The sequence below is a fragment of the Flavobacterium ginsenosidimutans genome, from assembly GCF_037478105.1.
Classification (GTDB): domain Bacteria; phylum Bacteroidota; class Bacteroidia; order Flavobacteriales; family Flavobacteriaceae; genus Flavobacterium; species Flavobacterium ginsenosidimutans.
In genome coordinates this window covers 2,255,472-2,268,283 of record NZ_CP147988.1, presented here as the reverse complement: position 1 = coordinate 2,268,283, position 12,812 = coordinate 2,255,472, and the positions used below count along the sequence as shown (strand labels likewise).

Sequence of the window (12,812 nt, the reverse complement as noted above, 5' to 3'; positions counted from 1 at the left end):
CGATACATAAATTGTGTCTGGGGACTTTATTAATAAAATTTACGCCGTGGAAAATAAAAATCGAAACTATTTATCTATTACCGCTAGAAGCCGTGATTTTTCCTAATTGTAATCTAAAATCTGGTTTTTTTGGATTGAAGATATCAATGAATGTTTCTTTGTTATCACTTTGTGAGTACACGTTAAAGAAAACACTGTTTCCATACCAGCTTTCTAAATCTTCATTGTTAGAATTGTATTCAGTAAAGATGTTTCCTTTACATAAGTTGAAATACATTTCCTCAAATTTGATTTTTTTAAGGTTGGCATCATTGATTTCAGTTTTGCTGTCTAATAATACTGCAGGGTTGAATCCAGAGATCACACTTCTTTTCATTTCAAGAGAAGCATTTTCAGCTACATAAACAGCCTCTTTTACTAATCCTGCTTGAATGTCAGCATTGATGTTCTCGCTGTCATTAACCATTGTAATATTACTTGCAACAACTAAAGTTTGTTTTTTAGTGAAATCTGTTTCACTTTTCTTGTCAAAAGATCTAACCTCCATACAACGAGATCCGTCTTTAGTACTTGAGAAATAAGAAGATCTAACTGCTAAAGAGTTAAAGAAACGACATTGAACTCCTTGATTAAATTTAAAGTCGTCGTTAACTGATTTATAAGAAACGAATTTTGTAGCATTGATGTCACCACCTAAGATTCCGAAAGAATCTCCGCCAGCGTAGCTAACCATAATGTTCTCTAAAACTGTTTTGTTTCCAATACCTGCAAGAGTTAAACCATTGAAAGTATCTGCTCCTTTTACTTTTTTACCAGCAAACTCGATTCTAACGAATCTTAAGATTCCAGAGTTTGAAGCTACGTTGTCTCCACCGTAAGTAGTCATAGTTGGATCAAGATCTAGGTTATAAGAACCTACATTTCCGAATTTGTTAATTGGTGCATCTCCAAGAAGTACGATTCCACCCCAATCTCCAGCTTTTTTCATGCTTCGGTTTGAAGTAAATACAATTGGATCTGTTTCTAAACCATCAGCGATTAATTGTGCACCTTTAGTGATTACTAATGCTCCTTTAGTTTCGAAGTCTCCAATAATTACTGTTCCAGGCTCGATAGTTAAAACAGCATTGTTTGTAACATAAACGTTTCCTTGTAAAACGTAAATATTTCTTTTAAGCAATTTAGTATTAACAGAAATGTTTCCTGCCAAAATTTGGTTTGCTTCTCCATAGTCAACTTTGTTAGGCTTAAACTCAGTCCAGTTGTTTAACCAATTGGTGTAGCCCATAATTCCTTTCTCTTGTTGAGCACTCATACTCGTAACTGTCAAAAGAACGCAGATTAATTGAGTAATTTTTTTCATGATAAGGGGGTATTACTGTTAATAATAAATTTGGGTATGCGTAAACGAAAAAACTCCTCTCGAATTTTCCGAAATTTTCAGAACCTTCGAGAATGAGTTATTTTTTTATTTTGTTTTTTAAAAAACTACGCAAACCTTATCTGCTTGCGCGAACCCTTTAAAAAATATTTTAAAAAATTTGAGCTTTATTACATTTCGTTCAAATCGTTGAACTCGTGTAATGATTTCAATGTACTTTCGTAGAACAAAATTGCAGCGATTAGATTTCCTTTATCAGAATAAGGCATCATCTTTCTCTGAAACTCTACTGTCGTATCTAAGAATGTTGTTGTACCGATTGCTTGAGCATCTAAAACTTTTTTGTGTTCACTATCGTCTGGAATACCTAAGTCTGCCATAGTAACACCTGGTTTAGTAACCAAAGCGATGTAAGGGAGAGTTTTTACCAAAACTTTAATACGCTCAATGTATAATTCCAAAAGTTCTCCTTTTTGCATACCACTCAATTCTTTTTGATCATGGTATTTTCGGATAAGCGCAGTTGTACTAATAATACTTCTTGGTGCGTTTTTAGCTTGTGCTGAAGCAGCCGCTGTAGTTAAGATAAAAAAAGCACTAAATAGAATAATTTTCCCTTTCATAGATTCTTATTTTATAATTGGTTGTTGATAAAAACAAAAATATAGAAATTAAGTTAAATTACAACTTCAATGACTTTTTTTTTCAAAAAAAAATCTTAAAAAAACCTTAAAAACCAGCGTTATGTCGAGAAAATGTGCGTTTTAACGTGCTTTTTGTTAAAAATGTTAACGTCGCAAACGTAGGATATTCGCTATAAAAACAAAAAAAATCTAACTTTAAATAATAAAAAAAAACTTACGTTTGCCGATTTTCGAAAAAAAATATTAACAAAAACATCTTGATATTTACTCACTTGAAGATATTTATTAACAAAATTCTGTCGAAAATCATCTTAAAAAATTTCAGAAATCAGTTTCTAAATTTCAAAAATATACTGGCGAAATAATCTTAACTGGAAAATTTTTGACTATACCATTTTCTTCTATCTTTGTTCCATGCAATTTTCTCAAATTTTAGGTCAAGATTACATCAAAAGCCACTTGATAAAAAGTGCTGCTTCTGGTAGAATTCCTCACGCACAATTGTTCGTCGGTCCAGAAGGAAGCGGCACATTAATAACCGCCATTGCCTATGCCCAATATATTTTATGCAGCAATACTGGCGACGAAAATTCAAACGGAAATGATTCTTGCAATCTAAAGTTTGATAACATCTCACATCCCGATCTGCATTTTATTTATCCAACTGTTACAACCGAAGATGTTAAAACAAAACCCAAAAGTCTAGATTTTATTCAGGACTGGCGCAGTTTTATTCTGGAAATGCCTTACGGAGGGTTATTCGATTGGTACAAAATTCTCGGTGTCCAAAACAAACAAGGAGAAATTCGGGTTGAAGATGCGCAGGAAGTCTTAAAATCGCTTGCGCTAAAATCTTACGAAGGTGGTTACAAAATTATGATTATCTGGATGGCCGATAAAATGAATATCGCAGCATCCAATAAACTTTTGAAACTTTTAGAAGAACCTTCAGAAAAAACCGTGTTTATTCTGATTTCCGAAAATGAAGAAGATATTATTCAAACCATACGTTCGCGATGTCAGGTAATTCACTTTAACGGACTTCCAGAAAAAGTGATCGCTGAAGCATTAGCTGCCAAAGAAAATATCGATTTGAATTTAGCCAAAAAGATAGCACATCAAGCACAAGGAAATTTTAATAAAGCCTTGCATTTGTTAAAAGAAGACGATGATGAATTTCCTTTTGAACAATGGTTTGTCAATTGGGTTCGCGCCGCTTTTAGAGCAAAAGGAAACGCTGCTGCCATTCAAGATTTAATTTCTTGGAGTGAGCAGATTGCTGCACTAGGACGCGAAAGCCAGAAAAAATTTATTCAGTATTGTATCGAAATGTTCCGCCAAGCTCTAATGCTAAATTATCAAGCCCCGAGTTTAGTTTACATCGAACCAAAAGTGGATAAATTCAAACTGGAAAATTTTGCTCCGTTTGTAAATGGAAATAACATTCACGATATATTCAAAGAACTTTCAGATGCTATGTATCACATTGAAAGAAACGGAAATGCAAAAATAATCCTAACCGATTTATCGATCAAATTGACTCGTTTAATTCATAAAAAATAATTCATAATGAACAATGTTGCCTCAATTTTACTTTTAGCTTTTTTAGCTTTAACTTTTTTACAATCAGGTTACGAAAAAATTTTTTATTGGAAAGATAATGTCGCTTGGCTTAAAGAACATTTTGCCAAAACGCCATTAAAAAATCAGGTTCCGCTTGCGCTTTTACACTTACTTATTTTGGAACTGATTTCAGGAATTTTATGCGTTGTAGGAGGCATTCAGTTATTTACAAATAACGGAAGAGAATTTGGTTTTTACGGAGCAATATTTTCATGTATCTCTTTGTTAATGATGCTTTTCGGACAAAGACTTGCAAAAGATTACGATGGTGCGAGAACCATTGTTATATATTTTATACCAGCTGTAATGGCTGTTTATTGGTTGAATTAACCAATACAATTTTTAAATTTTTAGATAAAAAAAATGAATCCAAAACATCCTTCAGAATCCTTAACTATTTTAACTGATTTAGTTTTACCGAGCGAAACAAATCCTTTAAACAATCTTTTTGGCGGTGAGTTATTAGCCAGAATGGATCGCGCGGCAAGTATTGCAGCCCGCAGACATTCGCGCCGAATTGTAGTAACGGCTTCTGTAAATCACGTTGCTTTTAACAGAGCAATTTCGCTTGGAAGCGTTGTAACCGTAGAGGCAAAAGTTTCAAGATCTTTCAAAAGTTCTATGGAAGTTTTTATTGACGTTTGGGTCGAAGACCGCGAATCTGGAAACAGAACTAAAGCTAACGAAGCAATTTATACTTTCGTTGCTGTTGATGACACCGGAAGACCAGTTGAAGTTCCGGCAATTGTTCCCGAAACAGAACTAGAAATCCAGCGATTTGATGCTGCACTTCGTCGTAAACAATTGAGTTTACTGCTAGCTGGTAAAATAAAACCTTCTGATGCCACAGAATTAAAGGCATTATTTTTATAGATCAAATTTGTGACAATTTGGAACAATCAAACTTCAGAAAAAGAAGTAATTTTACAAATTGAAAATTTAGACTATTAAAATATAGCAGAATTTTCTTATTTTTATCCAGAAAGACAAAATAATAATTTAGATATTAGAAAAAAATGAGTTCAGACAAAGAAGCCAAATTAAAAGCGCTACAACTAACGCTTGATAAACTTGACAAAACCTACGGAAAAGGAACCGTAATGAAAATGGGCGATAGAGCCATTGTAGAAGTAGAAACGATTTCTTCTGGCTCACTAGGTGTTGACTTAGCTCTTGGGGTAAATGGATATCCAAAAGGAAGAATTATTGAAATATATGGTCCAGAATCTTCTGGAAAAACTACCTTGACACTTCACGCCATTGCTGAAGCGCAAAAAGCTGGTGGTATAGCTGCTTTTATCGATGCGGAGCACGCATTTGATAGAAACTATGCTGAGAAATTAAATGTTGATATCGAAAACTTAATTATCTCTCAGCCAGACAACGGAGAACAAGCTTTAGAAATTGCCGAAAACTTAATTCGTTCTGGAGCTATAGACATCGTTGTAATTGACTCTGTTGCCGCTTTAACTCCAAAAAGTGAGATTGAAGGTGAAATGGGAGATTCTAAAATGGGTCTTCACGCACGTTTAATGTCTCAAGCTTTGAGAAAACTTACTGGAACTATCAGCAAGACAAATTGTACGGTTTTCTTTATCAATCAGCTTCGTGAAAAAATTGGTGTTATGTTCGGAAATCCAGAAACAACAACTGGAGGTAACGCACTTAAATTTTACGCTTCTGTACGTTTAGATATTCGTCGTTCGGCTCAAATTAAAGATGGTGAGAACGTAATCGGAAACAGAACTAAAGTAAAAATCGTTAAAAACAAAGTTGCACCGCCATTTAAAACTGCAGAATTCGACATTATGTACGGAGAAGGAGTTTCTAAAACAGGTGAAATTTTAGATTTAGCTGTTGAATTTGACATCGTTAAAAAGGCAGGATCTTGGTTTAGCTACGGCGATACAAAACTAGGTCAAGGTCGTGACGCTGTTAAAGCTTTAATTAAAGATAATCCAGAACTAGCTGAAGAACTGGAAATTAAAATTAAAGAACACATGAAAGAATTAGCGAATGCTTAATAAATAAGTCAAAAAAGGACTATTAAAAAGCCGAGTGATTTTTATAATCCTCGGCTTTTTTTGTTTCAAAAAATAAAAATGAAATTTTCACGCAACCTTTTCTAAAAATTTTCATCTATTAAAAAAAGCGGTTTTATAATTGATACATGCCAATATCAATTTGCAGGTTTTTTTAGAATTTACATTGGTTGGTTATTTAAACATTAGAAATCCGCTAGATTATCTATCTAGCGGGTTTTTTATCAAATTTTCCATTTTTTTCGATTTTTTTCATTTTTTGACGCAACCTTTTTTACTTTTCTTCATCCATAATATTATGACGTTAACTTGAGTTATTATCTAAACTCTTTATTATCAACCATTAATATTTTTAACCATGAAAGAAAAAATAGAATTGTTGTACAATAAAAACCGAAGAAAAACCAAATTAAGATTTAAAAAAGTATTGCGTTTTATTTCAGAAAAGATAATTCACAGATAATATTTTGAATAAAAATAGGGGGTTTTTAATTCAAAGAAAAGCCGGTAGATTGATTAAATCTACCGGCTTTTGTATTTTACATAATGTTTTACTGTTTAATTTTGAAAATCAATTAAACCCTTGTAAATTATATCTCTAACTTGATCTCTTAATTCTTTTCTATGATCAATGGTCAAGCCTTTCGTTTCTATAAAAGGCAAAATTCTAGCACGCATTTTTCCAGGACTACCGCTCATGAATGTGTACGAAAAACGTTCTTTGTTATCAGGAAAAACAATTGGAACAATCGGAATCTGATGATCTATTGCTAATCTAAAAGCGCCATCTTTAAATTCGTCAAGCAAAATGCTTTCGTCATCTGGAACTCCGCCTTCAGGAAAAATGCAAATACTTAAACCTTGATTTAAACGACTTTGAGCTCTTTTAAAAACTTCATTTTTACTTCTTGATGAACTTCTGTCAACCAAAATACAAGTTCTTTTATAAAAAAATCCAAATAACGGAATCTTTACTAACTCTTTCTTTCCAACAAATACAAAAGGGTTTTTAATTAAAGCCAGCATAAGCATAATATCGGTCATCGAGGTGTGATTGGCCACAATCATGTAACTTTTGCCTTTAACGAGCTTCTGTTCGCGTTTTACGGTATAGTAAAAGCCCATTCCGAAAAGGATAAATTTAGCCCAAATGCGAGCCATTTTAAAAAAATAGGGATAACCTTTCTCTGAGAGAATAGAAATCAATAAAAATGGCAGCATAATAATTATCGGAATCGCCATCAAGACGTAAAACCAAACGCGCCAAAGAATCCAAAAAGCAATTTTAAATATTTTCATAGTTTCAAAAGTAGTAAAACCGAAATGAATATTATAAAGATTTTTTTCTTAGTAATTCGTCATTTTAACGCAAAAAGCGCAAAGGATTTTCGCAAAGGAAAGAAGTTTTATTTCTTTGAGAAATTGCTTTGCGCTCTTTGCGTTAAAAAACTACAAACTTTGAAGTTAAAAAAAACATCACGACATTTGCAGTTAAGAAAAAAATGAGAATGGCAAAAATACTTACTGGTGTTCAAAGTACAGGAACGCCTCATTTAGGAAATTTATTAGGAGCAATTATTCCGGCAATCGAATTATCTAATGATCCAGCAAACGAATCTTATTTATTTATTGCTGACTTACATTCGATCACTCAAATTAAAGACGGAAAAACTTTAAGAGAAAACACTTATAGCACAGCTGCAGCTTGGCTTGCGTGTGGTTTAAATCCTGAAAAAGTTACTTTTTACAGACAGTCTGATGTGGTTCAAACTACAGAATTGACTTGGTATTTGAGCTGTTTTTTTCCATTTCAAAGATTAACTTTAGCACATTCTTTCAAAGATAAAGCAGATCGTTTAGACGACGTAAATGCTGGACTTTTCACATATCCAATGCTTATGGCAGCGGACATTTTGCTATATGATGCAGAATTTGTTCCTGTTGGAAAAGATCAATTGCAGCATTTAGAAATCACTCGTGACGTTGCAGCTCGTTTTAACCATCAAATGGGAGAAACGTTTGTTCTACCTGAAGCTAAAATTGAGGAAAACATTATGCTGATTCCTGGAACAAATGGAGGAAAAATGAGTAAATCAGCCAATAATATCATCAACATTTTCTTGGACGATAAAACTTTAAGAAAACAAGTAATGAGTATTGAAACAGATTCTACACCACTTGAGGCGCCTAAAAATCCAGATACTTGTAATGCTTTTGCAATTTATTCTCTTTTAGCAAACGAAGAACAGACTGCGCAAATGAGAGCTAATTATTTAGGCGGAAATTATGGTTACGGCCACGCAAAACAAGCTTTGTTTGAATTGATTACAGAGAAATTCAAAACAGAAAGAGAGAAATATAACTATTACATCAACAACCTTGAAGAAGTCGATGCTCTATTGAAAAAAGGCGCTACAAAAGCTTCTGTTATTGCTGATGGTGTACTTGCAAAAGTTAGAGAGGTTTTAGGGTTTCAGAAATAATCAAAACCGCGAATTTATTACGATGACGAAGGAAGATGCAATAGAGGAATTAATGTACCAGAGTGGTAACCATGAAAATATAGAAAGCGAAAGATGGCAAAATGGTTTTCTAGGTCATCTTCGGCCATTTCGAGGACAATTGCGTGAAGAAAACTATCACTTAATTATGAAGGCTTTACAAATTCTTGCACACGAACTCGAAAAAGACTTTGTAGATAAAAGAATCATAAGTTCTATCATGGGAATTTGTCACCTCGGTCGAATGTGGGCAATTCATCCTGAAGGTATGTTACAAAGTAATAATTTGATTTCCAAAGAACAAACGGAACAAATTGACAATTGGTTAATTGATATATCATATGCCGCATTTTGCCTTTTAGATGGCGCTGGTGCTGTAGAAGCATTTTGGAACTACAACGAAAATAATCTATAAAATTCAAATATTTTAAATCATAAAAGCTAAGTGTTATAAGTCAGCTTTTATGATTTATATAAATTTTCATTCATTTTTTTGTAACTTCAAGTATATTAATATTTTAAACCTAAAAAAAGATGGACAAGTATATTGAAGATTATAATATTCCACCATACGTATTTCAAATTCTAAACATAGTTTTCGGACTCTTGCTGATTTATATTTTATACCGATTATTAAGCATTTTACGCGAAAATAAATATCAGATTTTCTGCGTTAAATTGACTCGAAAAGTTTTCCCGGAAGTGGTCTAATTACACCTTTCAATTCCATATTTATCAAAAAACCAGAAAGTTTGAAAATTGGAATTTCACATTCAATAGCAATGAGATCAAGCAATTCTTTTCCATTCTTTTGTAGAAAATCATAGATTTTTTGTTCGTCAGAGTCTAATTCTACGAAAAGCTGTTTCTGGACATTCTTTGGCTTTTCTTTAATATCCCAATTCAACATATAAACCAGATCAGCAGCACTTGTTAACACATTTGCCTTCTGAGTTTTAATCAAATTATTACATCCCTGACTGTACTTATCTGTCACTCTTCCAGGCACGGCAAAAACATCACGATTATATTCGTTGGCCATATTTGCTGTAATTAGCGAACCGCCTTTATCGGCAGATTCAATCACAATCGTAGCTTCAGTCATTCCGGCAACAATTCGATTTCGGCGCACGAACTTCTCTTTATCTGGATTCGAATCACTCCAAAACTCTGTTATAAATCCGCCGTTTTCTTCCATTTTTGCCATGTGCTTTTTGTGAGTACGCGGATAAATCTGATTTAATCCATGAGCCAAAACACCTACAGTCTGCAAGTTATGATCCATTGCTGCTTGATGCGCAACGATATCAACTCCATACGCAAATCCGCTGACGATTACGGGATCTAGTGGCGCAAGATCTTCAATCAGTTTTCTGCAGAAATCAGTTCCGTAAGAAGTAATCTGGCGCGTACCAACAATACTTATCATTTTCTTTTTTTTGAAATCCAGATTTCCAGCAGTAAAAATCAAAATCGGAGCATCAAAACAATGTTTAAGCCGTTCTGGATAACTTTCGTCCTGAAAAAAAGATACTTGGATATTGTTATTTTTTATAAATGAAAGCTCTTTATCAGCTTTTTCAAAAACAGCTTTATCTTTCAAATTTTTAAGTAAAACAGATCCTATTCCATCAACAGCGGCCAATTGCGCATTTTTAGCTTTAAAAATCTCCGATGCAGATCCAAAGGAATGGAGTAATTTTTTACCCAGAATATCTCCCACTCCATCAACTTTTAGCAAGGCAAGTAAACTAAACAAATCCTGATCGTTCATATCTTTTAAACATTATGTAAAATAGAAAAAATATTTTTACTTTTTCGAAGCGCAAATATCAATAAAACAAAGTAAATTCTTAATAAATTTTAATAATAAAATTGCGATACATCAATCAGCTCAGTAAAATCAATTCGTAATTTATTGAAAACGAATTGTCTAAAAATAATTCTCGATTGTTAATAAAAATTGTGAATAAAATTTTGATAACTATAGCCGTTGTCTAACTTTGTTATCATGAAAATCGAAGAATATATCTCACAGTTATTGTACCGTTATCAGTGTGTAACGGTTCCAGGATTTGGTGCATTTTTAACCGAAACTCATTCAGCACAGTTGAATGAAAGCACTAATTCGTTTTTTCCGCCAAAAAAAACCATTTCTTTCAACAGCCGTATCAAAAATAACGACGGATTGTTGGCAAATCATATTGCGCAGGCAGAAAAAACATCTTATGGTTTTGCTGTAAGTGCAATTGCATTTGAGGTTTTAAACTGGAAAAAAACATTGGAAGAAGAAGGTGTAATTCTTTTAAAGAACATTGGAGAATTGCGTTTAAACTCTGAAAGCAATATTATTTTCAAACCAAACGATCAGACAAATTATCTGTCAACTTCTTTTGGATTAAGCCCTTTTGTTTCACCGATTGTGAAAAAAGAAGCTTTCGAGAAAAAAATCGAAAAGATCGCAGCAAAAGAAAAAGATGCTGTTTTATTATATGAAAATGAAGAAGAAACGAAATCTTCAAATCCATTCTTGAGATATGCCGCAATTTTAGTGTTAGGTCTTGGAATTACAGGAAGCATTGGTTATCCTTTATATCAAAATCAAATTGATAATCAAACACTTGTTGTAGAACAGGCAGTTCAGAAAAAAGTACAAAACAAAATTCAAGAAGCAACTTTCTTTATCAAAAGTCCACTTCCAGCTGTAACACTTTCTGTCGATTCTGCTAAAGTCGAAACTACTGAAGTAACAATGCCGTATCACATTATGGCGGGTGCTTTTAGAAGTGAACAAAATGCAAGAAAAGCGTATGATCAACTTATCAAAGATGGTTTCAAAGCTAGAATGCTAAAAGAAAACAAACATGGCTTATTCCCTGTTTTATACGGAAGTTACGCTACAATGCAAGAAGCAGAAAAAGCTCAAAAAGAAATACAAAAAGGCGAAAATCCTGATGCTTGGATTCTGGTCGAAAATCTATAAAATTAAAAATCCTGTTCTTATCGAACGGGATTTTTTTTGTCCTATTCTGTTATTTTAAAAAATTTTAATGGCACTCTTTGATGATTTCTTCAAATAAATTAGCCTCAAAAATTTAAAACATTATGGACAAACTTTTTAGAACACTAGCGTTCTTACTATTACTAAGTTCTCAATCTTTTTTTGCTCAGCAAACTACAAACACAATGCAAGAATTGGAGCGACAACAAGCTGAACTTCAATTGCAAAAAAATTTGAAAGAAAATTATAAAATGTTGGATGACAAGATTTATCAGCTGAAAAAAGAACAAAAAGATCTTGAAATTAAAAAGAAGAATCTATCTAAATCTGATAGCAATTTGAAATCGACAAAAGAGAAAATTGAAAAGCTAGAACTTGCCAATCAGAAAATTGAAAACAAAATAACGACAACTTCGATTTCTGAAGAAGAAATTCAGAAACAGAGAATTAAAACCAAAGAAAATGAGGTTAATATTCAAAAGTTAAAACTAACTCAAATTACACAGGAAAAAGAGCTAGAAAAAGCAATGTCGAGTATTTAAAAATCGCTTTTCTAAAAAAATAGCTTTCATTTTGTAAGCTTCGGAGAAGCAAAATATTTATAGAAATAATAAATATGTACGATATAAAGCTCCAGCGGAGCGACATGTTTTTACAATTAATACATGTCGCTCCGCTGGAGCTTTTTTAATTTATTTTTATTGGAATTCTATAAATATTTAACCTCTCTGGGGTTCAGCGCATATTTCTATGTAGATATTACATCTTGTAAAAAAATATCTTTTTAAAAAATCTTCTTTCCAATGTTTATCGTGAAACAATTTCTGCATTTTGAGATAGAATCTCTTTACCCGATTGGTAAACTGTTAACGTTGCAGGCCGCGAATTTTTTTCTCCCAAAACAATGATATAGCATTCATATTTGAAATCACCTTTTTTAAATTCGTAGTAATGATTTCCGCCTGTTCCGTCGGCAACAAAAATTCCATTTTCGATTACAAGATCTGGAGTATCAGTCATTTTCTTTTTGATTGACCAAGAAACATAACGATAATTATCATTTCCTAAATCATCAATTCTAATTCTGAATTTTGAAGTTTCTAAAATAGCTATTGGTTCCTTGAAATTTGAGACTGAAGAATTTACCTTTTTTTTCTGCTCAGCAATCTTGTCGTTTTTCAATTTTAGTTCTGCATCCGATTGGTGATTGATGCTTATAATTTTTCCATCGGTATCTATCCATAAATCCCCTTGATTCAGCATTATTCCACGCCAGCCAACTTCTGACCAATCTTTCGCAGGATCAGATTTTGTTATTTTTTCAATCAAACCTTTATCAAAAATTTGATCATATCTTTTTACAAAATCTGCTTTATCTTTCACTGAAGGAATTGGATATTCCCGTTTGAACGGAAATTTTATTCGCTTTGCAATTGCTTCTTTATCGCCGTTTTTCACTTCCAAAATAAATTTCGAAATGAATTTTTGATATTCTGGTTTCAAATCCTGAGCAATCAAAAACGAAGAATTAAACAACAGAATTGTTAGCAATATTTTAAATGTTTTCATGTCAAAAATAATTTAATGCGTTAGAAATTAGATTTTTGAAAAACAGAAAAC

The 12,812-nt window shown here is 32.8% G+C and carries 13 protein-coding genes; 8 read left to right on the top strand and 5 right to left on the bottom strand.

Features of this window, described 5'->3' with window-relative positions; translation table 11 throughout:
* Positions 1 to 70: 70 nt before the first annotated feature.
* Both V6624_RS10105 and V6624_RS10100 read right to left on the bottom strand, forming a co-directional pair.
* The gene (locus V6624_RS10105; RefSeq protein WP_111284236.1) at positions 71 to 1,363 is read right to left on the bottom strand and encodes a hypothetical protein; all 1,293 of its coding nucleotides are present in this window, start codon (positions 1,361 to 1,363) and stop codon (positions 71 to 73) included.
* Between the two features lie 188 nt (positions 1,364 to 1,551).
* The gene (locus tag V6624_RS10100) at positions 1,552 to 2,004 is read right to left on the bottom strand and encodes a hypothetical protein (RefSeq protein ID WP_111284238.1); all 453 of its coding nucleotides are present in this window, start codon (positions 2,002 to 2,004) and stop codon (positions 1,552 to 1,554) included.
* A gap of 435 nt (positions 2,005 to 2,439) precedes the next feature.
* On the opposite strand from V6624_RS10100, the gene V6624_RS10095 reads away from it, so the two are divergent.
* The 4 genes from V6624_RS10095 to recA all read left to right on the top strand — a co-directional run bounded on the left by V6624_RS10095 (position 2,440) and on the right by recA (position 5,672).
* Positions 2,440 to 3,588 (top strand): DNA polymerase III subunit delta', encoded by a 1,149-nt coding sequence (locus V6624_RS10095; RefSeq protein WP_338841684.1) that lies wholly within the window; start codon positions 2,440 to 2,442, stop codon positions 3,586 to 3,588.
* A gap of 6 nt (positions 3,589 to 3,594) precedes the next feature.
* Positions 3,595 to 3,978 (top strand): DoxX family protein, encoded by a 384-nt coding sequence (locus V6624_RS10090; protein WP_111284241.1) that lies wholly within the window; start codon positions 3,595 to 3,597, stop codon positions 3,976 to 3,978.
* A 33-nt stretch (positions 3,979 to 4,011) separates the two neighbouring features.
* Complete coding sequence (locus V6624_RS10085; protein ID WP_111284243.1) at positions 4,012 to 4,521, top strand: acyl-CoA thioesterase; 510 nt, start codon at positions 4,012 to 4,014, stop codon at positions 4,519 to 4,521.
* A gap of 143 nt (positions 4,522 to 4,664) precedes the next feature.
* Positions 4,665 to 5,672: a recombinase RecA gene (recA, locus tag V6624_RS10080; RefSeq protein ID WP_111284245.1), complete on the top strand. Its 1,008-nt coding sequence runs from the start codon at positions 4,665 to 4,667 to the stop codon at positions 5,670 to 5,672.
* A gap of 576 nt (positions 5,673 to 6,248) precedes the next feature.
* Here recA and V6624_RS10075 read toward each other — a convergent pair.
* Positions 6,249 to 6,989, bottom strand: a complete 741-nt coding sequence (locus V6624_RS10075; RefSeq protein ID WP_338841683.1) for a lysophospholipid acyltransferase family protein — start codon at positions 6,987 to 6,989, stop codon at positions 6,249 to 6,251.
* A 209-nt stretch (positions 6,990 to 7,198) separates the two neighbouring features.
* Here V6624_RS10075 and trpS point away from each other — a divergent pair, with 209 nt between their 5' ends.
* On the top strand, positions 7,199 to 8,173 hold the full coding sequence (gene trpS, locus V6624_RS10070; RefSeq protein ID WP_338841682.1) for a tryptophan--tRNA ligase: 975 nt from the start codon (positions 7,199 to 7,201) through the stop codon (positions 8,171 to 8,173).
* 22 nt (positions 8,174 to 8,195) lie between these two features.
* The gene (locus V6624_RS10065; RefSeq protein ID WP_338841681.1) at positions 8,196 to 8,606 is read left to right on the top strand and encodes a hypothetical protein; all 411 of its coding nucleotides are present in this window, start codon (positions 8,196 to 8,198) and stop codon (positions 8,604 to 8,606) included.
* A 258-nt stretch (positions 8,607 to 8,864) separates the two neighbouring features.
* Here V6624_RS10065 and dprA read toward each other — a convergent pair whose 3' ends face one another.
* Entirely contained in the window at positions 8,865 to 9,965 is a 1,101-nt protein-coding gene (dprA, locus tag V6624_RS10060) for a DNA-processing protein DprA (RefSeq protein WP_338841680.1), read from the bottom strand.
* Positions 9,966 to 10,202: 237 nt separating this feature from the next.
* Between dprA and V6624_RS10055 the strand changes: the two genes are divergently transcribed.
* The gene (locus V6624_RS10055; RefSeq protein WP_338841679.1) at positions 10,203 to 11,174 is read left to right on the top strand and encodes an SPOR domain-containing protein; all 972 of its coding nucleotides are present in this window, start codon (positions 10,203 to 10,205) and stop codon (positions 11,172 to 11,174) included.
* A 122-nt stretch (positions 11,175 to 11,296) separates the two neighbouring features.
* A complete protein-coding gene (locus V6624_RS10050) occupies positions 11,297 to 11,734 on the top strand; it encodes a hypothetical protein (protein ID WP_338841678.1) in 438 nt (145 codons plus the stop codon).
* A gap of 265 nt (positions 11,735 to 11,999) precedes the next feature.
* On the opposite strand, the gene V6624_RS10045 is transcribed toward V6624_RS10050, so the two are convergent.
* Positions 12,000 to 12,761 (bottom strand): hypothetical protein, encoded by a 762-nt coding sequence (locus V6624_RS10045; protein WP_338841677.1) that lies wholly within the window; start codon positions 12,759 to 12,761, stop codon positions 12,000 to 12,002.
* Positions 12,762 to 12,812: the final 51 nt, after the last annotated feature.

Coding starts and splice junctions, on each gene's coding strand:
- V6624_RS10095 (WP_338841684.1), top strand. CDS start 2,440: ATGCAATTTTCTCAAATTTTAGGTCAAGATTACATCAAAAGCCACTTG.
- V6624_RS10075 (WP_338841683.1), bottom strand. CDS start 6,989: ATGAAAATATTTAAAATTGCTTTTTGGATTCTTTGGCGCGTTTGGTTT.
- V6624_RS10105 (WP_111284236.1), bottom strand. CDS start 1,363: ATGAAAAAAATTACTCAATTAATCTGCGTTCTTTTGACAGTTACGAGT.
- dprA (WP_338841680.1), bottom strand. CDS start 9,965: ATGAACGATCAGGATTTGTTTAGTTTACTTGCCTTGCTAAAAGTTGAT.
- V6624_RS10045 (WP_338841677.1), bottom strand. CDS start 12,761: ATGAAAACATTTAAAATATTGCTAACAATTCTGTTGTTTAATTCTTCG.
- V6624_RS10090 (WP_111284241.1), top strand. CDS start 3,595: ATGAACAATGTTGCCTCAATTTTACTTTTAGCTTTTTTAGCTTTAACT.
- V6624_RS10050 (WP_338841678.1), top strand. CDS start 11,297: ATGGACAAACTTTTTAGAACACTAGCGTTCTTACTATTACTAAGTTCT.
- V6624_RS10055 (WP_338841679.1), top strand. CDS start 10,203: ATGAAAATCGAAGAATATATCTCACAGTTATTGTACCGTTATCAGTGT.
- V6624_RS10065 (WP_338841681.1), top strand. CDS start 8,196: ATGACGAAGGAAGATGCAATAGAGGAATTAATGTACCAGAGTGGTAAC.
- trpS (WP_338841682.1), top strand. CDS start 7,199: ATGGCAAAAATACTTACTGGTGTTCAAAGTACAGGAACGCCTCATTTA.
- V6624_RS10100 (WP_111284238.1), bottom strand. CDS start 2,004: ATGAAAGGGAAAATTATTCTATTTAGTGCTTTTTTTATCTTAACTACA.
- recA (WP_111284245.1), top strand. CDS start 4,665: ATGAGTTCAGACAAAGAAGCCAAATTAAAAGCGCTACAACTAACGCTT.
- V6624_RS10085 (WP_111284243.1), top strand. CDS start 4,012: ATGAATCCAAAACATCCTTCAGAATCCTTAACTATTTTAACTGATTTA.